22 protein-coding genes and 2 tRNA genes are annotated in these 22,657 nt (G+C 32.9%); 14 read left to right on the forward strand and 10 right to left on the reverse strand.

Going from position 1 to position 22,657, the window contains the following annotated elements; genetic code table 11:
- Nucleotides 1-28 precede the first annotated feature (28 nt).
- Nucleotides 29-748, forward strand: a complete 720-nt coding sequence (locus D6T69_RS01030; protein ID WP_125066036.1) for a DUF547 domain-containing protein — start codon at nucleotides 29-31, stop codon at nucleotides 746-748.
- 57 nt (nucleotides 749-805) lie between these two features.
- On the opposite strand, the gene D6T69_RS01035 is transcribed toward D6T69_RS01030, so the two are convergent.
- Together D6T69_RS01035 and D6T69_RS01040 are read right to left on the reverse strand one after the other, a co-directional pair.
- Entirely contained in the window at nucleotides 806-1,177 is a 372-nt protein-coding gene (locus D6T69_RS01035; protein WP_125066037.1) for a VOC family protein, read from the reverse strand.
- Between the two features lie 12 nt (nucleotides 1,178-1,189).
- On the reverse strand, nucleotides 1,190-1,636 hold the full coding sequence (locus tag D6T69_RS01040) for an SRPBCC family protein (RefSeq protein WP_125066038.1): 447 nt from the start codon (nucleotides 1,634-1,636) through the stop codon (nucleotides 1,190-1,192).
- A gap of 302 nt (nucleotides 1,637-1,938) precedes the next feature.
- Between D6T69_RS01040 and D6T69_RS01045 the strand changes: the two genes are divergently transcribed.
- Nucleotides 1,939-2,142 carry a hypothetical protein gene (locus D6T69_RS01045; RefSeq protein WP_125066039.1) on the forward strand — a complete coding sequence of 68 codons (204 nt, stop codon included), beginning with the start codon at nucleotides 1,939-1,941 and terminating at the stop codon, nucleotides 2,140-2,142.
- A gap of 28 nt (nucleotides 2,143-2,170) precedes the next feature.
- Nucleotides 2,171-4,423 (forward strand): inorganic phosphate transporter, encoded by a 2,253-nt coding sequence (locus tag D6T69_RS01050; protein WP_125066040.1) that lies wholly within the window; start codon nucleotides 2,171-2,173, stop codon nucleotides 4,421-4,423.
- Nucleotides 4,424-4,493: 70 nt separating this feature from the next.
- On the opposite strand, the gene D6T69_RS01055 is transcribed toward D6T69_RS01050, so the two are convergent.
- From D6T69_RS01055 to D6T69_RS01070, 4 genes are all read right to left on the reverse strand, one after another.
- Nucleotides 4,494-5,372 (reverse strand): nuclear transport factor 2 family protein, encoded by an 879-nt coding sequence (locus D6T69_RS01055; RefSeq protein WP_125066041.1) that lies wholly within the window; start codon nucleotides 5,370-5,372, stop codon nucleotides 4,494-4,496.
- Nucleotides 5,373-5,468: 96 nt separating this feature from the next.
- Nucleotides 5,469-6,353, reverse strand: a complete 885-nt coding sequence (locus D6T69_RS01060; RefSeq protein ID WP_125066042.1) for a helix-turn-helix domain-containing protein — start codon at nucleotides 6,351-6,353, stop codon at nucleotides 5,469-5,471.
- A gap of 104 nt (nucleotides 6,354-6,457) precedes the next feature.
- Entirely contained in the window at nucleotides 6,458-7,666 is a 1,209-nt protein-coding gene (odhB, locus tag D6T69_RS01065; RefSeq protein ID WP_206197828.1) for a 2-oxoglutarate dehydrogenase complex dihydrolipoyllysine-residue succinyltransferase, read from the reverse strand.
- Between the two features lie 117 nt (nucleotides 7,667-7,783).
- Nucleotides 7,784-10,510: a 2-oxoglutarate dehydrogenase E1 component gene (locus D6T69_RS01070; protein WP_125066044.1), complete on the reverse strand. Its 2,727-nt coding sequence runs from the start codon at nucleotides 10,508-10,510 to the stop codon at nucleotides 7,784-7,786.
- Between the two features lie 270 nt (nucleotides 10,511-10,780).
- On the opposite strand from D6T69_RS01070, the gene D6T69_RS01075 reads away from it, so the two are divergent.
- The 7 genes from D6T69_RS01075 to bioA all read left to right on the forward strand — a co-directional run bounded on the left by D6T69_RS01075 (nucleotide 10,781) and on the right by bioA (nucleotide 15,548).
- Nucleotides 10,781-10,854 (forward strand) — tRNA-Asn (locus tag D6T69_RS01075).
- 61 nt (nucleotides 10,855-10,915) lie between these two features.
- A tRNA-Asn gene (locus tag D6T69_RS01080) sits at nucleotides 10,916-10,989 on the forward strand.
- Nucleotides 10,990-11,034: 45 nt separating this feature from the next.
- Complete coding sequence (locus D6T69_RS01085) at nucleotides 11,035-12,162, forward strand: aminotransferase class I/II-fold pyridoxal phosphate-dependent enzyme (RefSeq protein WP_125066045.1); 1,128 nt, start codon at nucleotides 11,035-11,037, stop codon at nucleotides 12,160-12,162.
- Nucleotides 12,163-12,170: 8 nt separating this feature from the next.
- Complete coding sequence (locus D6T69_RS01090; protein WP_125066046.1) at nucleotides 12,171-12,551, forward strand: putative signal transducing protein; 381 nt, start codon at nucleotides 12,171-12,173, stop codon at nucleotides 12,549-12,551.
- Nucleotides 12,548-13,156 carry a dethiobiotin synthase gene (gene bioD, locus D6T69_RS01095; protein WP_125066047.1) on the forward strand — a complete coding sequence of 203 codons (609 nt, stop codon included), beginning with the start codon at nucleotides 12,548-12,550 and terminating at the stop codon, nucleotides 13,154-13,156. Before D6T69_RS01090 ends, bioD begins: the two co-directional genes overlap by 4 nt.
- Nucleotides 13,157-14,305 (forward strand): hypothetical protein, encoded by a 1,149-nt coding sequence (locus tag D6T69_RS01100; RefSeq protein ID WP_125066048.1) that lies wholly within the window; start codon nucleotides 13,157-13,159, stop codon nucleotides 14,303-14,305. It abuts the gene before it with no gap.
- A complete protein-coding gene (gene bioA / locus D6T69_RS01105; RefSeq protein WP_125066049.1) occupies nucleotides 14,283-15,548 on the forward strand; it encodes an adenosylmethionine--8-amino-7-oxononanoate transaminase in 1,266 nt (421 codons plus the stop codon). Before D6T69_RS01100 ends, bioA begins: the two co-directional genes overlap by 23 nt.
- On the opposite strand, the gene D6T69_RS01110 is transcribed toward bioA, so the two are convergent.
- Entirely contained in the window at nucleotides 15,534-15,965 is a 432-nt protein-coding gene (locus tag D6T69_RS01110) for a cytochrome c oxidase assembly factor Coa1 family protein (RefSeq protein ID WP_125066050.1), read from the reverse strand. The two genes, bioA and D6T69_RS01110, sit on opposite strands and share 15 nt — an antisense overlap.
- An 88-nt stretch (nucleotides 15,966-16,053) precedes the next feature.
- Between D6T69_RS01110 and D6T69_RS01115 the strand changes: the two genes are divergently transcribed.
- The 4 genes from D6T69_RS01115 (at nucleotide 16,054) to bioB (ending at nucleotide 20,445) form a co-directional block, all read left to right on the forward strand.
- The gene (locus tag D6T69_RS01115; RefSeq protein WP_125066051.1) at nucleotides 16,054-17,208 is read left to right on the forward strand and encodes a beta-ketoacyl synthase N-terminal-like domain-containing protein; all 1,155 of its coding nucleotides are present in this window, start codon (nucleotides 16,054-16,056) and stop codon (nucleotides 17,206-17,208) included.
- Nucleotides 17,209-17,266: 58 nt separating this feature from the next.
- Nucleotides 17,267-17,839, forward strand: coding sequence for a hypothetical protein (locus tag D6T69_RS01120; protein WP_125066052.1), 573 nt, complete (start codon nucleotides 17,267-17,269; stop codon nucleotides 17,837-17,839).
- 9 nt (nucleotides 17,840-17,848) lie between these two features.
- Complete coding sequence (locus tag D6T69_RS01125; RefSeq protein WP_125066053.1) at nucleotides 17,849-19,282, forward strand: flotillin family protein; 1,434 nt, start codon at nucleotides 17,849-17,851, stop codon at nucleotides 19,280-19,282.
- Nucleotides 19,283-19,347: 65 nt separating this feature from the next.
- Nucleotides 19,348-20,445, forward strand: coding sequence for a biotin synthase BioB (gene bioB, locus D6T69_RS01130; protein ID WP_073182195.1), 1,098 nt, complete (start codon nucleotides 19,348-19,350; stop codon nucleotides 20,443-20,445).
- A gap of 38 nt (nucleotides 20,446-20,483) precedes the next feature.
- Here bioB and D6T69_RS01135 read toward each other — a convergent pair whose 3' ends face one another.
- From D6T69_RS01135 to D6T69_RS01145, 3 genes are all read right to left on the reverse strand, one after another.
- Complete coding sequence (locus tag D6T69_RS01135) at nucleotides 20,484-21,062, reverse strand: methyltransferase domain-containing protein (RefSeq protein ID WP_369918587.1); 579 nt, start codon at nucleotides 21,060-21,062, stop codon at nucleotides 20,484-20,486.
- A gap of 136 nt (nucleotides 21,063-21,198) precedes the next feature.
- Complete coding sequence (locus tag D6T69_RS01140; protein ID WP_125066055.1) at nucleotides 21,199-21,786, reverse strand: porin family protein; 588 nt, start codon at nucleotides 21,784-21,786, stop codon at nucleotides 21,199-21,201.
- 24 nt (nucleotides 21,787-21,810) lie between these two features.
- Complete coding sequence (locus D6T69_RS01145; protein WP_125066056.1) at nucleotides 21,811-22,584, reverse strand: membrane metalloprotease; 774 nt, start codon at nucleotides 22,582-22,584, stop codon at nucleotides 21,811-21,813.
- Nucleotides 22,585-22,657: the final 73 nt, after the last annotated feature.

Genomic DNA, 22,657 nt, shown 5'->3' on the forward strand with positions numbered 1-22,657 from the left:
ACTAATTTATTTACTTAAAATTTAAAAAATGCGAAAAACAATTACCCTCACTTTTACTTGTTTACTACTTTTCGTAAGTATTCAATTACAAGCACAAACCGATGTATATGATGCTCTTTTAAAAACCTACGTTAGCCCTGAAGGAGATGTAGACTATAAAGGATTGAGAAAAAATCGTGCTTTGCTAGATATTTACATCAAACATTTAGAAAACACTATACCTAGTGATAAATGGTCTTCTAATGAAGCCAAAGCTTTTTGGATAAACGCCTATAATGCATATACCATTAAATTAATTTTAGATAGTTATCCTTTAAAAAAGATAACCGATATAAAACGTAAAGGAAGAAATGCTTGGAAAATTCCATTTGCAACTGTTGGTAAAAAAATGTATTCATTAGACTATATTGAGCATAAAATACTTCGAAGATGGTATGACGACCCTAGAATTCATGTTGCTTTAAATGCAGCTTCTAAATCTGGTCCAAGATTTGTAAATTTTGCTTTTACTAAAAATAATATAGAAAAAGAGTTGAAAAAATTGATAAAAGATTTTATAAATGACCCTACAAAAAACAACATAACCCTAACCAAAATCGAAGTATCAAAAATATTTCAATGGTACCAAGAAGATTTTACTTCTCGTAATACTTTAGTTGACTATATTAATAAGTATTCTAATGTTAAAGCTAATGATAATGCTGAAATTGTCTATTTAGAATACAATTGGAACTTAAATAGTAAATAATTCACATTCCTTTTTAGACATTAAAGTAATAGAGACGGTAATTGTTTCTATTACTTTTTATACGTGTTGATCTACTAAAATTGTATTACCGTCTGGATCAAAGAAAACAATACTTCCAGGTCCTTCAGTATCTTTATCTACTTCTCTTTTTAACTTAATATGATTCTCCTTTAAAAGCTTTTGAATATCTCTTACATCGTCAAAATCATCCAATACATTGGCACTTTCATCCCAACCTGGATTAAATGTAAGAATATTATTTTCAAACATCCCTTGAAACAATCCAATCAATGAGTTTCCGTTTTTCATAATCAAATAATTCTTTTCTATCTGCCCTGCAAAAACAGTAAATCCAAGCATTTCATAAAAATCTTTTGATTTATCAATATCCTTTACAGCTAAACTAATTGAAAAAGCCCCTAATTTCATAATCTTATATTTTTAATTTCTTTCTTCAAACGGTATAATAATTCCTTTTTCTACGTAATTTTTAAGTCCATTTAATAACAATGCCCAACAATAAGACGAGTGTTTAAAGTGGTTATTTTGTTCAGTCCAACCTTTATGAAAAAAATGTACCCATGTGACTCCTTCATCCTTTTCAAACAAATCAAAACCAAAAGTGGTTGGGTTCCAATCTTCATCCGACTTCGTCATTTTTATATAAAAAGAGGTGTTTTTTTCGCTCCTAACTACTTCACCGTACCAATCGTAAGGTTCGCCAAAGAAAAAATTATACTCAGCTCCTAACTTGGGTACGCCACTACATTTTAATGGCCACCAATGAACCAAGTCATCCGGATTAGTTATTGCTTTATAAACTTTATTAGATAACTCATTTATAGGAAAGTTATGGTAAACGGTGAATCCTTCTTCAGTAACTTTCATAATCAGTTGATTTTATAGTTATTAAAGTTACTAAAAAAATAAACAAAAATCCTGTACAAATTGTACAGGGCTTAACTTTCATAATAAATTTAAACCACTAGAACTTTCCGTTTGTATAAATCATTTCTTCTGAAGCACCCTGTATAACATCCCAATATTCAACAGTCTTACCTTTCTCTAAATAATTCTAAATCATGAAACATCTTTATTTATAATAAAAATGAAAATTAATAAACTAAACATAAACACTCATTTCAAACTGCCTCCTCTTTTTTTTATATCTTTATGAAAAACAGTTAATTATGAGCAAAACTTACAGGTCAATGTTATTAATTGCTGGAATAGTAATTTTAGCGTACGGAGTTTACACCCTTTTTCAGCCAGAAACACAAGTTTCAGTGGGAAGTTTAGATTTAGTTAAGGCACAAGACAACACAGGTTCATATATTACCATTGCTATAGGTATTATTGCAATTGGTTTAAGTTTATTTATGAACAAAAAGTAAGAATTGTATTTCCAATAAAAATAAAAACATGGAAAATATATACTTAATAATGATTGTTGCCCTAGTAGTACTGGCAATAGCAGATTTGGTTGTTGGTGTTAGTAACGATGCGGTTAATTTTTTGAACTCTGCCATTGGTTCTAAAGCAATTCCTTTTAAAACAATAATGATTGTTGCTAGCTTAGGAATCTTTTGTGGTGCCGTTTTTTCTAGTGGAATGATGGAGGTAGCTAGAAAAGGAATTTTTGTCCCTGGAGAATTTATGTTTAATGAAATCATGATTATTTTCATGGCGGTAATGATTACAGATATTTTACTCCTTGATTTCTTTAACACTTTAGGAATGCCAACTTCTACAACAGTTTCTATTGTATTTGAGTTGTTAGGAGCCGCAGTAACAATGGCATTAATTAAAATAGGTGCTTCAGATTCACAAACATTTTCAGATTTACTTATATATATAAATACAGAAAAAGCATTTCAAATCATTTCAGGTATATTACTCTCAGTAATAATTGCATTTTCTGTAGGAGCACTTGTGCAATACGTTTCAAGATTAATTTTTTCTTTTCATTACGATAAGAAAATAAAGTATCTAGGCGCTTTATTCGGAGGTGGTGCATTAACAGCAATCACATACTTTATCTTTATGAAAGGTTTAAAAGGAACACCTTATTATAAAGATATAAAAGGAGTGTTAGAGGGAAATGAAATTATGATCATTTTTATTTCATTTATAGCTTTGACAATCCTTTCTCAAATATATATGAGTGTTTTAAAAAAGAATATTTTCATTCCTATTATAGCGATTGGTACGTTTGGTTTGGCATTAGCTTTTGCAGGGAATGACTTGGTAAACTTTATAGGTGTACCAATGGCTGCATGGCATTCATACGAAGCTTGGACTACTTCTGGAATTGACGCAACCGCATTCTCTATGGAAGCCTTAGATAAAAAAGTACCTACAGAACCTTTATTGTTATTTTTAGCAGGAGGAATTATGGTACTAACACTGTGGTTTTCAAAAAAAGCACGCTCAGTGGCTGATACAGAAATTGGTTTGTCAAGACAAGGAGAAGGAGCTGAAAAGTTTAAGCCAAATACACTATCAAGATCAGTTGTTAGGTTTACAATCTTAGTTTCTAAATATACCAATACTGTGTTACCAACGTCTGTAGTTCAAAAAATAGATAAACAATTTCAAAAACCTGTAATCACAGTTTCTAAGAGTAAATCGCATGAGTTACCTGCCTTTGACCAAGTAAGAGCATCGGTTAATTTAATGGTAGCAGGAGTTTTAATTTCTATTGCTACTTCTATGAAGTTACCACTATCTACAACCTATGTAACATTTATGGTTGCAATGGGTACTTCTTTAGCAGATAGAGCTTGGGGGAGTGAAAGTGCTGTATATAGAGTTGCAGGGGTTTTTAATGTAATAGGAGGCTGGTTTGGAACCGCTATTATTGCATTTATAGCTGCTGGTATAATGGCACTGTTAATTAATTTGGGCGGACCAGCTGCAATTGCAGTATTATTATTACTTGCAATTTTATTATTAGCTAGAAACTATATCGCTCATAACGAAAAAACAAAAGAATTAAAAGCAGAGGATAGATTAAGTAAAGCAGAAGGAAGTTCAATTCAAGGAGTTATAGAAGAAAGCGCTGATAACATTTCTAAAGCTTTAAAAAGGGTTTGTAAGATTAATGACATGACTATTAAAGGTCTAATTAATCAAGATTTAGCTCTACTTAAAAAAGCTAGGAATAATGTAAATAAGCTTGAAGCAGAAATTGAAGATTTACAAAGTGAAATTTTCTACTTTATTAAAGAATTGGACGACTCTTATTTAAGAGCAAGTAAATTTTATATAGATGTAACAGGGAGCTTACAAGATCTAGCTCAATCATCTAGTTTAATTGCTAAAATTAGCCACAAACATGTAAACAACAATCATAAAGCTTTAAAGAAAAAACAGGCGGCTGAATTATTAGATATTAATAATAAACTGATAGATTTATTAAATGTTATCAGTAAGATTTTTGATTCTAGAAGCTTTGAGAAAATTGTTCCAGAAATAGTTGAAGGAAAGGTTGCATTACTAAATCATGTAGAAGATTCAATTCAACTTCAGGTTGAAAGAACAAGAACAGAAGAATCAAGCCCAAAAAATGCTACCTTGTACTTTAGTATCTTACTAGAAACAAAAGACTTAATAAAATCTAATTTAGAGATTTTAAACCTCTATTATGAAAAGAATGAGCAATTAAAAAACTAAAATTGTTCAGATATAAATAAAAAACCGCACAAATTGTGCGGTTTTTTTATTTCTTAATAGATTAAGAATCCTAGAACTTACCGTTTGTATGAGCCATTTCTTCTGGAATCTCTTGTACAACATCCCAGTGTTCAACAATTTTATCATTCTTTAACCTAAATAAGTCATAAAAAGCTTGAGGTTTTCCATTCCATTCACCTTCACTCATTGTAAGAACAAAATTACCTTCACCTAATACCTTATGCAGTTTTTGATATTGAAACATATTATTTTGAGAAGTTAAATAGTTTATTGCTTCTCCTAACCCCTCTAATCCATCCTTTATCATCGGGTTATGCTGAAGATACTCTTCTGTACTAATATAATTCGTGATTCTTTCAGGAGCTTTTCCAAATAAAACATCATTGACAAAATTCGTTACGATCTCCTTGTTTGAATTTGTCTTATCCAAATCAGTAACCTCTGTAGCACCATCAACTTGTGAGCGACCACTGGCAGTTTTATCAACTTTAGGGGTAAGGTTATCCCAATGTTCTGCAACTTTACCATCTTCTATTCTCCACACATCAAAAGCAACAACTTCTTTTGCTCCAAAGGCATCTGCATTATGGTACGAATTGTGAAAAATCACATACTCTCCATCTTGTAACAACCTGTGATTGGTATATGTTGTTTTAGCTTCTTTTAAAACAGGGAGAAACCCCAATACTGGTTCAATACCAGTAGGTACCTGTGGGTTGTGCTGAATATAATTAGCTTTGAAATATGTTTTTACTCCTTCTTCATCGTAATCTGTAAAAAAAGCATCTTGTGCATTTTGTGCTATAATTTTTAAATTTTCCATTTTAGTATCTGTTTTAATTTGACCTTGTAATTTTGAATTTGTTTGGATTGAATTACAACTTAACAATGTTGCAAAACCTACTGCTATAACTATCGTTTTTTTCATTGTGATTACTTATTTAAAAATGATAGTACAAAATTATGGTAGACGGAAAGCGGTAAATAGGTCAATTAAAAGAATAAAATGGTAAATATCGAACCTCTATACTTTATTATACTCTTTTTTAAAATCATTTGGGGTTAATCCCGTACGCTTCTTAAAATATTTCACAAAATTAGTAGGCTCTTCAAACCCCATTAAATAAGCCAACTCTGTGCTTTTAATGGTAGAATTAACGAGGTTTCTCTTGGCTTCTAAAATTACAAACTCATCAATATACTGTTTGGCTGTTTTATTAATCACCTCTTTAACAACAACATTTAAATGTTTATAAGTCAAGCCTAGTTCTTGCGCATAAAAATCTGCATTCTTATTACTCATAAACATCTTTTTTAACTTTGTTTGAAACTTCAAAAAGAGTGTTAGTTTTTCAGAGTCTTTAATATAATCTGTTTCGTTTTTTTTAATCTCTTCAACCTTAGAAAAAATGATACTAAATAAAGAATTAACAATGTATTTTTTATTGAAACTTTCAGTCGATTTATAAAACTCCTCAAAAATTAATTCTACATAGGCTGATAAGTTTGATGTTTGAACAACTTGAACCTTTGGAGAAAAAAGTTGCGGGGTTAATAAACGAATAGCTGTATTTTTTGGAATTTTTGTCAGTTGCTCTTTTAAATAATCTTCAGTAAAAAGTATTAAGTAACCTTTTAAATCTTCATTAAATTTAAACGCATTTACTTGTCCTTTTGACACATATATTACTGTATTCTTTTCTACTTTGTGCCAAACAAAATCTATCAACTGCTCCGATGCTCCGTCTGTATAAAAAGCTAATTGATAAAACTCTAATTGATGTGCTTTTTCAGGAGAATGAGTAAAACTCTCTTTCTCTTCTTTAATTTTTTCTAACCTGATTATTTCAATCCCTGAAATTTCTGGTGATTTAGATTTAAATAACAAGTTAGGGATTTCTCTTTTCATACATAAAACATATAAACTGTATATTTCTTAAAAATAATAATTCTTATACAAAAAATCCCGCACAAAAGTGCAGGATTTTAATATCTATAAAACCAAATTTTGGCTTACATTTCTAAGGCTTTCTTAGGGTTGTTATCCATTAATAATTCTACTGGATTTTCTAAGGCTTCTTTTACAGCTACTAAGAATCCAACAGACTCACGACCATCAATAATTCTGTGATCGTACGATAACGCTACATACATAATTGGTTGAATAACTACCTCACCATTTACCGCCATAGGACGATTAACGATGTTGTGCATTCCTAAAATTCCACTTTGTGGAGGGTTGATAATTGGTGTAGATAACATAGAACCGAATACACCACCATTAGTGATTGTAAAAGTACCTCCTGTCATTTCATCAACCGTAATTTGTCCGTCACGAGCACGTAATGCTAAACGCTTCACTTCACTTTCAACTCCTCTAAACGTTAAGTTTTCAGCATTTCTGATAACAGGAACCATTAATCCTTTAGGACCCGATACTGCAATAGAAATATCTTGGAAATCGTGACTTACTTTGTAATCTCCATCAATCATAGAGTTTACATCTGGATACATTTTTAAAGCTCTTACTACTGCTAAAGTAAAGAATGACATAAATCCTAAACCTACACCGTGTTTTGCTTTAAACTCTTCTTTATACTCGTTACGTAAGTCAAAAATTGGTTGCATGTTTACTTCGTTAAACGTAGTTAACATCGCTGTTTCGTTCTTTACAGAAACTAAACGTTGTGCCACTTTACGACGTAACATAGACAGCTTCTTACGCTCAGTGCCACGAGACCCCATTCCTGGAGTTCCCATTGAAGGTACTGCTTTTACAGCATCCTCCTTTGTTACACGACCGTCTTTACCAGTTCCTTTAACATCTGCTGCACTCATTCCTTTTTCAGCCAATACTTTCTTAGCTGCTGGAGACGCTGTACCAGTTGCATATGTTTCTTTTGCAGGGTCAGCTTTTGGTGCTTCTTTTTTCTCTTCAGTTTTTGGTGCTGCTGCTTTTGGTGCTCCAGCTCCATCAGGTTTGGCAGCATCCATATCAATATGACAAACCACAGCTCCTACAGCTACTGCATCACCTTCTTCAGCTTTTAAAGTGATTATTCCGCTTTCTTCCGCAGGCAATTCTAACGTTGCTTTGTCAGAATCTACTTCAGCAATTGGTTGATCTTTCTCAACGTAATCACCATCTTCAACTAACCAAGTTGCGATTTCTACTTCTGTAATTGATTCCCCCGGAGAAGGAACTTTCATTTCTAAAACCATCAGTTCTAAATTTTATATATCTGAATTATTTTATTTCTTTTATTTGGGCGTTTCCCTATCGGGTCGGGCTTTTCGCGCTACACGGTAACTTGCTTCTATCCCTAACGCATTTATTTTTTAATCAAAAACCTTATCTATAATAGCTTGATGACGTCTTTTAAAACGTGCACTTGAACCTGCTGCTGGTGCCGAACGATATTCTTCCGAAGCACATTCTAACCTAGCTAATTCAAAACGTTCTAACATATAACCCCAAGCTCCCATATTTTTTGGCTCTTCTTGTGCCCAAACATAACGTTCTACATTTGGATACTTGTCCATTACTTCTTTAATTTTATCATTGTGTAATGGGAACAATTGCTCTATACGAACTAAAGCTACATCTTCTCTTCCTAGCTTTTCACGTTCTGCTAATAAGTCGTAATAAAATTTACCTGTACAGAACACCATTTTCTTGGCTTTTGACGTATTAATAGTATCGTCAATTACTTCTTGGAAAGTTCCGTTTGCTAAATCTTCAATAGAATTTACTGCTTTTGGTAAACGTAATAAACTTTTTGGTGTGAAAACAATTAATGGTTTTCTAAAATCACGCTTCATCTGACGACGCAAAATATGATACATATTTGCTGGCGTAGAACAGTTTGCTATTGTCCAGTTATCAGTTGATGACGATTGTAAGAAACGTTCTATTCTTCCTGATGAGTGTTCTGGTCCTTGACCTTCATACCCGTGAGGTAGTAACATTACCAATCCGTTTTGTAACTTCCACTTATCTTCTGCCGAAGAAATATATTGGTCGAACATAATTTGTGCTCCGTTAGCAAAATCACCAAACTGAGCTTCCCATATGGTTAAGGTATTTGGAGCTGCCATTGCATATCCATAATCAAAACCTAACACTCCGTATTCTGATAAGTGAGAGTTGTAAATAGTCATCTCTCCTTTATTCTTAGGATTCGTGTTTAATAAATTTACACGCTCTAAGGTTTCTTCATCACGCATAATTGCATGACGGTGAGAGAACGTTCCTCTTTCTACATCTTCTCCTGAAATACGAACATCGTATCCTTCCTCTAATAACGTACCGTATGCTAAGTTTTCAGCTGTTCCCCAATCTAATAAGTTATCTTCAAAAACCATTTTTTCACGACCTTTTAAGATACGTTCTGCTTTACGAACAAACTTATGTCCTTCTGGAGTTTTTGAAATAACTCTTGCGATGTCTTTTAAATCATCTACTGAGTATGTAGTATCTACAGGTTGTAACATATCTTGTAATTGCTTACGTACAAACCCATCCCATACATCAGGCATGAACTCTTGAATTTTAGACGTTTCTTTCTTTTTAGACTCTGTAAATTCAGCTTCTAAATGCGTCTTAAATTCATCTGTTATTTTCTGTAAGTAGTCAACTGTTATACTTCCTTCTTCAATTAATTTATTAGCATAAATTTCTCTTGCATTTTTATGCTTAGAAATTGCCTTATATAATTTTGGCTGTGTAAAACGAGGTTCATCACCTTCATTATGACCGTATTTACGGTATCCTAATAAGTCAATAAAAATGTCTTTGTTGAATTTCATACGATATTCAACAGCCATTTCCATAGCGTGACAAACAGCCTCAGCATCATCAGCATTTACGTGTAATACTGGAGACAAAGTTACTTTAGCTACATCAGTACAATACGTACTTGAACGTGCATCTAAATAATTGGTTGTAAAACCTACTTGGTTATTTACTACAACGTGAATAGTACCTCCTGTTTTGTATCCATTTAATTGTGCCATTTGTACAACTTCATAAACAATTCCCTGAGCTGCTACAGCCGCATCACCATGTACTAAAATTGGAAGTATCTTATTTTCGTTTCCCTCATAGTCCTTGTCTATTTTAGCTCTAACTATTCCTTCAGCAACTGCATCAACGGTTTCTAAGTGAGATGGATTTGGAACTAAATTCATCTTCATCTTTTGTCCACCTTGATACGCTTTGCTTAAAGTTAAACCTAAGTGATACTTAACATCTCCATCTATATCTTGATCTTCAAAATCTTTCCCTTCAAACTCACTAAATAAATCTCGAATAGGTTTTTTAAAGATATTTACCAAAGTGTTTAAGCGTCCACGATGTGCCATTCCTAACACGCATTCTTCTACTCCATACAATTCAGCCGCGTCTCTAAGCGCCACACTTACCCCTGGAATTAACGTTTCACCTCCTTCAACAGAGAATCGTTTCTGACCTACATACTTTGTTTGTAAAAAGCTTTCGAAAGTTGATGCTTGATTAAGCTTCGTAAGAATATACTTCTTAGACTCTACATCATATCTTGGATGGTTAGCATTTTTATTCAAACGCTCATTCCACCATTTTAACTCTTCAGGATTTCGTACATACATGTACTCTACTCCGATGCTTTCACAGAAAACAGATTTTAAATAGTTTATGATTTCTGCTAAACTTTTAGGCCCTATACCTAAAATTTCTCCTGCACTAAAAACAGTGGATAAATCTGATTGATTTAGTCCAAAGTTCTCAATATCTAACGTTGGAGTGTATGTCCTTCTATCTCGTACTGGGTTTGTCTTGGTAAACAAATGACCACGAGTACGGTAACCATTGATTAAATCGATTACTAAAAACTCTTTACGTACTTCTTCAGGGACTTCTACCGAAACTTCTTCATCTGTTAATGAGTAATTCTCGTTAGCCAAATCATATCCTTGAAAAAAACTTCTCCAACTTGGTTCTATCGCATCAGGATTTTTTTGATATTGTTCATACAAATCACCTATAAAACCTGCATGTGCTGCGTTTAAGAACGAAAACTTGTCCATATATTTTGTTATACTTTTCTATCTATAAGAATAATGGTGACAAAAGTACAACTTTTACGAAAAATACCATTCCTTTTTAGTCTAATTTTAAACTCTTTAACGAGTATTAGGTTTTTGTTAAATTTCAGTTAAAAGCACATTTTTTAAAAAATAAATTACTGAATTTCAGAAATAAAAGATTTTACTCGTACTTTTTATTAAAAATAATTTGCAGATATAAAAAAAGCCCTTAAATTTGCACTCGCATTTTAAGACAAGCATGTTTTAAATTCCTCCTTAGCTCAGTTGGTTAGAGCATCTGACTGTTAATCAGAGGGTCCTTGGTTCGAGCCCAAGAGGGGGAGCAAAAGGCAACGTAGAAGCCGATAATTTCTACAACACATATATATTGTTCTATATGAACATTCCTCCTTAGCTCAGTTGGTTAGAGCATCTGACTGTTAATCAGAGGGTCCTTGGTTCGAGCCCAAGAGGGGGAGCAAAAAAGACTTACAATATTGTAAGTCTTTTTTTATTTTTACACTATGCAATTTCCTAAAAAACTACAACATAAAATCACACAACGGATAACTCTAAACTCTTTGAGAGGTCTTGGTAAAGAAAATTCACGTATTGATTTTTCTTCCAATGACTATTTAGGTTTTGCAAAATCTGAAGTTATTTTTAATAAAACACATCAGTTTTTAGTTGATAACAATCATAAGGTTAACGGAGCTACAGGATCTCGCTTACTCTCAGGAAACCACAAACTATATACAATAGTTGAAAAACAGCTAGCTAAACTTCATAATTCTGAAACAGCTTTAGTTTTCAACTCTGGTTACGATGCTAACATCGGTTTTTTTGCTTCGGTACCTCAACGTGGTGATATTATTTTGTATGATGAACTTATTCATGCTTCTATAAGAGATGGAATTCTATTATCTAATGCAAAATCTTTTAAGTTCAAACATAATGACACAAAAGATTTAGAAGAAAAAATACTTCGGTTTACTCAGAATAACGATTCAGAAATTTATGTGATTACCGAATCTGTTTTTTCAATGGATGGAGATTCTCCTGACTTGACAGCAATATCACAAATAATCAAAAAACATACGAATGTGCATTTTGTTATAGATGAAGCACATGCTTTGGGGGTATTTGATTTTGGACTCATTCAAAAATTACATTTAGAAGATGTGGTTTTTGCCCGAATTATTACCTTCGGAAAAGGTTTAGGCTGCCATGGAGCAGCTATTTTGGGAAGCAAGCAACTACAACAGTATCTTATTAATTTTTCTCGTAGTTTTATTTACACTACTAGTTTACCTCCTCATGCTCTAGCTACGATAAAAATTGCTTACGACGAATTAGTTATTAGCGATTCTAAAGCACAACTTCAACAAAACATTCAACATTTTATTTCAGAGTCCAATAGGTTGCGATTAAACTTCATTCAAAGTACTTCTGCCATTCATTGCTGTATTATCTCTGGCAATGAACATGTAAAAAATATGGCTTTGCAATTACAACAACATGGTTTTGAAGTAAAGCCTATTCTATCCCCTACCGTTCCTACAAACCAAGAACGATTACGTTTTTGTTTACACGCATATAATTCTAAAGAAGAAATTACAAATGTTTTAGAGAACCTTGCTACTTTTGTTTAAAAAATATAATGCAAGATAATTATACCATTTTAGCTGTGTTTGAATACTCTACTGAAGCACAAGTTATAAAGGCTAAATTAGATTCAGAAGATATCAGAACCATGTTAATGGATGAAAAAACAATTGATTCTGACCCTTTAATTAGTCAAGCTATTGGTGGAGTTAAACTATTGGTACACAATAATGATTTAGAAAAAGCTGCTACTATTTATAACGAAATAAGGGCTTACGTAAAGGATGAAGAAGGAAATGACATTCATTGTCCAAAATGTAATTCCACAAAAATATTAGTTGCCGATTTACAACGTAAAAACATTTTTTTTATGCTCTTTCCTTTTTTTGAAAGTAAGAAATTCATCTGCAACGATTGTAAAACAATTTTTAAATGAAAAAATATTTTATTACAGGAATCTCTACAGAAGTAGGAAAAACCGTTGCTGCTGCTATTGTCACAGAAGCTTTGCAAGCAGATTATTGGAAACCTATTCAGTCAGGTGACCTAGAACATTCTGATACTCATAAGGTAGAAAAACTAATTTCTAACTCAACCACTGTTTTTCATCCAAACGCATATGCACTACAAACACCTATGAGTCCGCACGCATCCGCAGAAATTGATGGAGTGACTATTGAAATTGACGACATAAAAGAACCTTCGACTAAAAATAATTTAGTTATTGAAGGGGCTGGTGGATTGTTAGTCCCTCTTAATGATAAAAACACCTTGTTAGATATTATCAAACCTGATTATAAAGTTATTGTAGTGTCTCGTCATTATTTAGGGAGCATCAATCACACCCTATTAACAGTTAAATTATTAAAAGAAAAAGGGTTTGAAGTGTCGTTAATTTTTTCTGGAAACGAACATAAAACAACGGAAGATATTATCAAAAAAATGACAGGTGCGCCTGTAATTGGACGTATTGAAGAAGAGCCTTATTTCGATAAGAATGTGATTAAAGAATACGCTGAATTATTTAAAAGCAATTTATAAATGAAACCTATTACCGCAAAACATCTTTGGTCTTTCCCTTTAATTTTTGGTTTTTTAGGAGGAGTTATAGGGCTGGTTTTGCGTTATGCTTTTACAGGAAGCATTGCTAACTTTCCTTTTAAGTTTGTATTGCACTCCCATTCTCACATCATGTTATTAGGTTTTGTTTTCAATGCCTTAATTGTACTGCTTTTTACAAGATTTACGAATGGAATTAATAAAACTTCCTATCGATTATATCTTGCTTTACAAGTTTGTGTTGCCATTTTGTTAGTAGGGTTTATTATACAAGGGTATGCATTGATTACCATTATATTCTCTACCTTACACTTGTGGATTAGTTACTGGTTGGTAATTAGACTATGGAAACAATTGGTTGGTAAAAAATCAGACCTAACATTAATAAAAGCAGGAATTATCTTTCATTTTATTTCTTCCATTGGTCCGTATGCACTAGGTCCCTTAATGGGTATGAAAATGCAAGCCTCTCCTTGGTATCAACAAGCTATTTTTTTCTACTTACACTTTCAGTATTTTGGTTCCTTTTTTCTTTGGATGCTTGCCATTCTTTTTCAAAGGACAACTGTTGAACTATCAAAAAAACAAATCATCTTAATTATTAGTGCTCTTGTACTATTATATACACACTCATTAAAATATAGTTTTAATCATCTGGCTATTCAAATTATAGGAGGTATTAGCTCAATAATTTTGACACTATTTTTCCTAAAACTAAAGAAATCATTTTCAAAACAAAAGCTTACATACCAATTGTTTTTTGGGATACTACTATTTATCGGAATTATGAATTGCTTTGGCAGTATTCCTTACTTTTCTAACTTAGTTATAACGAACAGGTTTATGCTCATAGCTTGGTTACATTTACTATTTTTAGGAATGTACCTGCCTTTTATTTGGATGGAATTGGAGACAAAAACCCATACAAGTACCTGGATTGCTTATACCTTTTTCTTACTCACTTCAGAAGCTTTTTTAGTTTTTCCTGCATTTTTTTCTGAATTGTTTTCGGCCTCAATTATGTGGCTATTGTTTATTGCCTATTTCGGAGTGGTTTTATGTATTTCTATTGTACATTTGACAGCTCTTTTTCAAAAGAACGAAACCTATGAACTTACAAGAACGCGATAAAAAACATTTGTGGCATCCGCTAAAACAACATCAAACACATCCAAATAGTTTAGGAATTGTAAAAGCAAAAGGATGCATACTAACCGACGAACACGGTAACGAATATATTGATGCTATTTCGTCTTGGTACACCTGTATGTTTGGGCATTGTAATGATTATATCACAAGTCGTGTGTATGAACAAATGAAGACATTAGATCAAATAATGTTTAGTGATTTCACCCACGAACCAGCCGTAAAATTATCGGAAGAATTGATTAAAATTCTTCCTAAAAATCAAAATAGAATCTTTTTTAATGATAATGGGTCTACCGCTGTAGAAGCGGGAATTAAAATGGCTTTACAATACTATTTTAATAAAGGGGAAAAACGTAACACGTTTATTGCTTTTGAAGATGGTTTTCATGGAGATACCTTCGGAGCGATGTCTGTTTCTGGATTATCAGTATACAATGGCCCTTTTGAAGATTTTTTAATGGATATTCAACGTATCCCTGTGCCAAACGGTGAAAATAATGAAACTATCGCACAAAAATTGCAACAGATTATTTCAGAACATAATGTTGCCGGATTCATATACGAACCATTAGTACAAGGTGCGGCTGGAATGAAAATTCACAAAGCCGAAGATTTGAATAGCATCTTAGCTATTTGTAAAGAAAATGACGTGTTAACTATTGCTGATGAAGTAATGACTGGTTTCGGAAAAACTGGTAATCATTTTGCTTCTGATGAAGTCGCTACCAAACCAGACATTATATGCTTAAGTAAAGCATTGACCGCTGGATTGGTTCCTATGTCAATTACTTCATGTACCGAAGAAATTTATAGGGCTTTTTTAGATAACGATATTGCCAAAGGTTTTTTTCATTGCCATACTTATTCTGCAAACCCAATAGCTTGTAGTGCTGCATTGGCAAGTATTGAGTTATTACAAACCAAAGAAATTCAAGACAATATCCAATTTATTCAAAACTCAAATATCTCTTTTTCAGAAAAGATAGAAAATCACCCAAAAGTAAACTCTACAAGATGTAAAGGTGTCATTTTAGCGATTGATTTAAACACCAATGCTGGTCGTTACGGAACGCTTCGAGATCAACTTTTAAAGTCTTTTATGGATGAAGGCGTTTTCCTACGTCCGCTAGGTAACACTATTTACATTCAACCACCTTACGTAATTACGAAAGAGCAACTTGAAAAAACATATACAACTATTGAAAAAGTTCTAGATAGTCTCTAGAACTTTTTCTAATAAATTAATCTCTTCTTTAGTTTCTTTAATATGAACGTATAAATCTTCGTAAATCCATTCTCCATCTACTTTAATACCTCTAACAATTAAAGTACCTTCTCCTTTATCTCCTCTTATTGGAATAGAAAAATCTACATTTCCATCATCATTGGTAAGAGAAATATTTCCTGATGGAATTCCATATTTTTCAATAGGTTGACCTAAGTTTTCAATAACTAACTCGTTTTTAGATGCCTGCTCAATAGCATATTCAACAGGAGTAGAACTTGTCATTATTTTCGATACTCCAAAAAATGCTGCTCCCACACCTAAAACAATTAATAAAACAAACCCTAAACATCCAGTTAATGGTATAAACCACAACCAGTTTCTTCCAAACCAACTTTTTTGGTGTTGCTCACTCATAACTTCAATAATTTTATCACAAGATAAATATTTTTATTTTCTTTAGAATACTTGATTTTACCTTTATTTTTGCTGAAATTTTATCGTGTTGAAAGAACTTATCTCCATAACATCATTTGCATCTGTTTCAGCCTTGGGAAGCACTCCTAAAAAAATTTGGGAAAACTACCTAAATAAGCAACATTTTTTAAGCTCTAAAGAGATTGAAGATTCTAAAGCATGGGTAGCACAATTGACTGGTGAGGATAAACACGCTATTGAAGAGGTTCAAAATTCAGATAATAAATATAAAAATTTAGATCCATCTGTTTTATACACGCTGTTTGTTGCTAGAAAAGCAATGGAACAAACAGACTGGAAATCTTCGGATAACTTTGGGATTAACATTGGTTCTTCTCGCGGTGCTACTTCTTTGTTTGAAAAATACCATAAGGAGTTTTTAACAACAGGTAAATCATCTACTTTAAGTTCTCCAACTACTACTTTAGGAAATATTTCCTCTTGGATTGCACATGATTTACAAAGTAACGGACCAGAGATTTCACATTCTATTACTTGTTCTACTGGCTTGCATTCGTTACTTAATGGAGTAGCTTGGTTACAATCGGGAATGTCAGAGAAATTTATGATTGGCGCTAGCGAAGCTTCACTAACCGATTTTACCATCGCGCAAATGCAGGCGTTAAAAGTATATTCTAAAGAAAATGATGAATATCCATGTAAAGCTTTTGACCTTAACAAAACTAAAAACACCATGGTACTGGGAGAAGGTGCTTCTGTATTTTGTTTAGAGAATGGAAGTAAAGAAAATGCCATCGCTTTTATTGAAGGGGTTGGATATGCTACTGAAGTTTTGAAACACAATACTTCTGTAACAACAGATGCAGAATGTTTTCAAAAATCAATGAAAATGGCATTGGGTACTATTTCACCAGATGAAATTGACGCTATTGTAATGCATGCACCAGGAACTATTAAAGGAGATCAATCAGAAATTAATGCGATTCAAAAAATATTTTGTAACAAAACTCCGTTTTTAACTACCAATAAATGGAAACTTGGTCACACGTTTGGGGCTTCTGGCTTGTTAAGTTTAGAATTAGCCGTACTTATGCTACAACACCAACAAATCATTGAAGTTCCCTTTGCTGAATCTCAACACACTCCAAAAAAACTCAATAAAATATTAGTAAATGCTGTTGGTTTTGGAGGAAATGCGGTTTCTGTTTTAATTACAAAATAAAAATTGTCGATTTCAGGCAATTTATATACTTTTAGTCACTAATTTAAATAATTGCTTTATGATGGAATGGTTTTCTGAATTGACCTCTTTTCAACAAGTTTATTGGGGAATAGCAGGTATTTTTACATTAATTTTTGTGTTTGTTCTTATTAGTAGCTTTGTAGGCGCTGATACAGGTGACATAGGCGATATCGATACTGAAATAGATGCCGATACAGGTGCTGGATTTCAATTTTTTACCTTTAAAAATATGGTTGCATTTTTCACCATCTTTGGATGGAGCGGTATTGCTAGTATGGATGCTGGATATTCAAATACAACTACCCTTTTTATTTCTATTATCTGTGGTTTAGTAATGATGACCATTATGGCTAGCTTATTTTACTACATTAGTAAGTTAACAGATAGTGGCACCTTAAAAATGAAAAACGCACTGAATCAAATTGGTGAAGTGTATTTAACTATAGGAGCTAACCGCTCTAAAATGGGTAAAGTACATATTAAAGTACAAAACTCGCTTCGAGAACTAGACGCTTTGACAGATAATGATTCTGACTTAACACAGGGAATGGTTGTCAAAGTAACCGAAGTAACCTCAAATGGAATATTAATCGTTGAATCTCAAAAATAAAAATTGACTATGTTAAAACTTACATTATTACAAATTGATGGCTTTGGATTTGCAGGTCCTATTGGACTTGTTATTGCCATTCTATTTATTTTTATCTTATTAATAACTTTAATAAAACGCTATAAAAGGTGTCCTTCTGACAGAATCTTAGTTGTATATGGTAAAGTTGGTGGCGGACAATCTGCTAAATGTATTCATGGTGGTGCTGCATTCATCTTTCCTGTTATTCAAGACTATGAATTCTTAGACTTAACACCAATTTCTATCGAGGTAAACTTGGTAAATGCACTTTCTAAACAAAACATTCGTGTAAATGTTCCTTCTCGCTTTACTATTGGGGTTTCTACCGAGCCTGGAGTAATGCAAAATGCTGCTGAGCGTTTACTTGGTTTAGCTATGAACGATGTTCAGGAACTAGCTAAAGAAATTATTTTTGGTCAACTACGTTTAGTGGTTGCCTCAATGGATATTGAAGAAATTAACTCTGATAGAGATAAATTTTTAACTAACATATCACAAAGTGTAGAATCAGAATTGAAAAAGGTTGGTTTAAAATTAATCAACGTAAACATTACTGATATTGTTGACGAATCAGGATATATTGAAGCTTTAGGTAAAGAAGCTGCTGCACATGCAATCAACGCTGCTCGTAAATCGGTTGCTGAAAAAAACAGAGATGGTTCTATTGGTGAAGCAAATGCAGTACAAGATGAAAGAACTCAAGTTGCTGCTGCTAATGCAAAAGCTGTTGATGGTGAAAACACAGCTAAAATTGAAGTAGCTAACTCGAACGCATTAAGAAGACAACGAGAAGCAGAAGCTGAACGTTCTGCAATTGCATCTGAAAAAGTACAATCGGCAAAAGCATTGGAAGAAGCCTATGCTGCTGAGCAAGAAGCAGAAAAGGCAAGAGCAGAGAGAGAAAGAGCTTCGCAAATGGCTGATATTATTGTGCCTGCTCAAATTGATAAAAACAAAGTAGAAATTGACGCAGAAGCGGAAGCAGAGAGAATTCGTAGAAAAGCTAAAGGAGAAGCAGATGCTATTTTATTCAAGGCACAGGCTGAAGCTCAAGGTTTATATGAAGTATTAACCAAACAAGCAGCTGGTTTAGACCAAATAGTTCAAGCAGCTGGTAATGATTCTCAAAACGCTGCTTTATTATTAATTGCTGATAAATTACCAGAATTAGTAAAATTACAATCTGAAGCTATTAAAAATATTAAGATTGACAAAGTTACTGTATGGGAAAACGGTGGAGGAAAAGATGGAAAAACCTCAACATCTAACTTTATTTCAGGAATGTACAATGCAGTACCACCATTACAAGAAATGTTTAATATGGCAGGTATGCAACTACCCGATTATTTAAAAGGAAAAGAACTTCCAAATAGTAATGGAAAAGTAATTGATCAAGACGATTCTTCTTCCGAAGAAAAATAAGACTCATAAAATTCCGCTTTCGAAGCGGATTTTTTTATTTTTACCACCACAAACAACTCGAATTTATGACTGAAATTAGACACGATTGGACGAAAGAGGAAATTCTAGAAGTATACAATAAGCCTTTAATGGAGCTTTTGTACGAGGCTTCAACTATGCATAGAAAATACCACGACCCAAATACAGTACAAGTAAGCACCTTAATTTCTATAAAAACTGGTGGATGTTCTGAAGACTGTGGGTATTGTCCGCAGGCAGCACGTTATCACACCAATGTTGAAGGAAATGATTTGATGACTGTAAACCAAGTTAAGGCACAAGCTTTACGTGCCAAAGAAGGTGGGTCATCAAGAGTTTGTATGGGTGCAGCTTGGAGAAACGTAAAAGACGGACCAGAATTTGACCAAGTGTTAGAAATGGTACGTACTATTAATAAACTAGACATGGAGGTTTGCTGTACCTTAGGTATGGTTACCGAAAATCAAGCAAAACGTTTAGCGGAAGCTGGTTTGTATGCTTATAACCACAATATTGATACTTCAGAAGATTATTACGATGATGTAATTTCTACACGTGCTTTTAAAGATAGAGTAGACACTATTGAAAATGTACGTAAAACAAATGTAACTGTTTGCTCTGGAGGTATTATTGGTATGGGAGAATCATTAGAAGACAGAGCTGGAATGCTTGAAACTTTAACTCGCTTCTCTCCACACCCAGAATCTGTACCTATCAATGCATTAGTTGCCGTTGAAGGAACTCCGTTAGAGGAACAACCTCCTGTAAACATTTTTGAAATGGTTCGTATGGTAGCTACTGCTCGTATTGTATTACCAGACTCACAAGTACGTTTATCAGCAGGTAGAACGCAAATGAGTAGAGAAGGTCAAGCAATGTGTTTCTTTGCAGGTGCTAACTCAATTTTTGCAGGAGATAAATTATTAACTACTCCAAATCCTGATATTAACGAAGACATGAAAATGTTTGAAGATTTAGGTTTAAATACGCAGAAGCCTTTCTTTAAGCATGAACAAAGAGAATCTGTTGAAGCAGAAAACTCACAATATCAATCGTTAGGTGAAAAACCAAAATGGACAAGACCAGACCATAAAATTGAACGTAACGAACAAAAGAAGCAAGAGGCTAAAGAAATAAGAGCCTAACATCAAATAAAAAATAACCGTTGAATTAAATTTAACGGTTATTTTTTTATCTTTTTCACAAACAGCTCCATACCTTTTCTACCTCCTGATGAATTGTAACAGGGCTCCATACTTCCTAAAAAATAAGGCATAAAATAATCCTCATATTCTTGTTTACTACCTCCAAAAGGAGGATGATCTTCATTTAATTTAGCATCAAATAACAATCCAACTAGTTTACCTTTTTTAACAAGTAATTTATGTGTTTTTTGTGCATACTTTGATCTTAACTCCGGATTGATAGCGCAGAAAAAAGTCTGTTCTATAATCAAATCAAAAGTACCTTTTAACTCAAAAAAATCAGCGTGAATTAAATTTTCCTTTGGGAAGCTAGGAACCCTATTTTGAATTCTTTTTAACGGTGCTGAAGCAATATCAACTACAAAAACATTCTTAAATCCTTTATTAAATAAATACTCCGCTTCGTATGAGTTTCCTCCTCCAGGTATTAAAATTCGGAGGTTTTTATCTTCTAATTGATCAACATATTCTTTTAACGGGTTAGATATTTTTCCTAAATCCCATCCTGTTTTATTATGTAAGTACTTATTGTTCCAAAATGTTTCTGACAACTCTATCATTTCTTCTTACTTTCATTTTTACAAATTTAGAAATAATGTTTTATGCTTCTTTATTTAACTACTGTTAAAAGAAATCCCTTGTAATTAAAGAGCTTAATATTAAAAAAAGCGATGTATAAAACACCGCTTTTTATTAGAAGTCAAACCCTATATAAAACTGCCAGACTCTATTTTTGGGTTTATCTTCATCGTAAATATCATTCAATCCTAAATGGTACCTTACTCCTAAACTTACTCCACTATTTGTTTTAAAACCTCCACCAAAATTCAATCCCCAATCAAAATTTCTAGGATTAAATTCTTTTGAAGTGTCATACAGTATAAAACCACTATCAAAGGTTTCTTTATGTGCTATTGAAAGTCCTATTTGAGGTCCTACTTCTAAAAAAAAGTTTTCGGAAGGATACATTTTTACCATTAAAGGAAGGTTTATATAATCCAATTCCTGCTTATAAGTACCTCCTCCATCTATAATTTTATATCCTTGTTGTGAGTATAGTAATTCCAATTGAAGTGAAACATTATTTCCTATAAATGACTCTCCATAAAAACCTATATGAAATCCATGTAGCTGTTCTGTTTCCGAATCTCCATCAAAACTTACAGCTGATAAGTTATATCCACCTTTAATACCAGCTTTGGACTTTTTACTACTATCTTGCGCAACTATAGATGCACTAATCATCGTTATAAACAATATTACTAACTGAATTTTTTTCATTTTTTATCGATTTAATTTTATAATCTACCTTCCACCATTAGCTTGTAAGTCTGCTATACATTGGCTATCTAGTGTTGGAATTTGATTTGATGAGAATAAGTTCCCAATACCATGACTAGTTTCTGCTGCCCAATACATTAAACAACTTTCTTCGTTACAATGTTTTGGATGATCTGCATCTTCATGGTCTGTTTGTAAAGGGGTTCCTAAATTTGTAAGTCCTAAAATATGTCCGAATTCATGATGGATTACACTAGACTCTAATAAGCTTCTTTCTGGCTCAAATGTTCCATTGCTTAGTTCTCTAATAGTTTCTTCAAAAATTACAAATGACGTATTATAGTATGCAGTACCTAAAACAAAAGAAGAATCGGAATCTTTTGAAGATTTACCATTTACAAACAATGCCCAAACCGCTATGGTATTTTGTGTGTTATAATAAGTTCTATACTGGTTTTCAATCGTTACAACATCATTGATTGTGTATACTTCTTTTCCTGTAGCAGGTATTGATTTCGTATATAACTCTACGCCGTTTGGTTTAAAAGTTCTTTCTTCAATAAAGCTTTTAAAGTTATTCTTTGCTTCATCAGTTGGTTCAAACCCTTCAACATAAGCTAATTCTACAATCATTTTTTTATAGACATTGTCTGATAACAAATCATTTGCTGACGCTCCCGTGGGCTTTCTATTCTCTTTTACAACCTCAGCACCATCATTAATTATTGATTCACTTTCTGTAGAACATCCCCAAAGCAAAACACTGAATAGTAAAACTATGAAAAACTTTTTTCTCATTATTCTTCCTTTATCTTACTTACGTAATTTCAATATCATTGGTTTTTAAAACTTTAGGCTACTACTAGAGTAG

This window comes from Tenacibaculum singaporense, from assembly GCF_003867015.1.
Taxonomy (GTDB): Bacteria; Bacteroidota; Bacteroidia; order Flavobacteriales; family Flavobacteriaceae; genus Polaribacter; species Polaribacter singaporensis.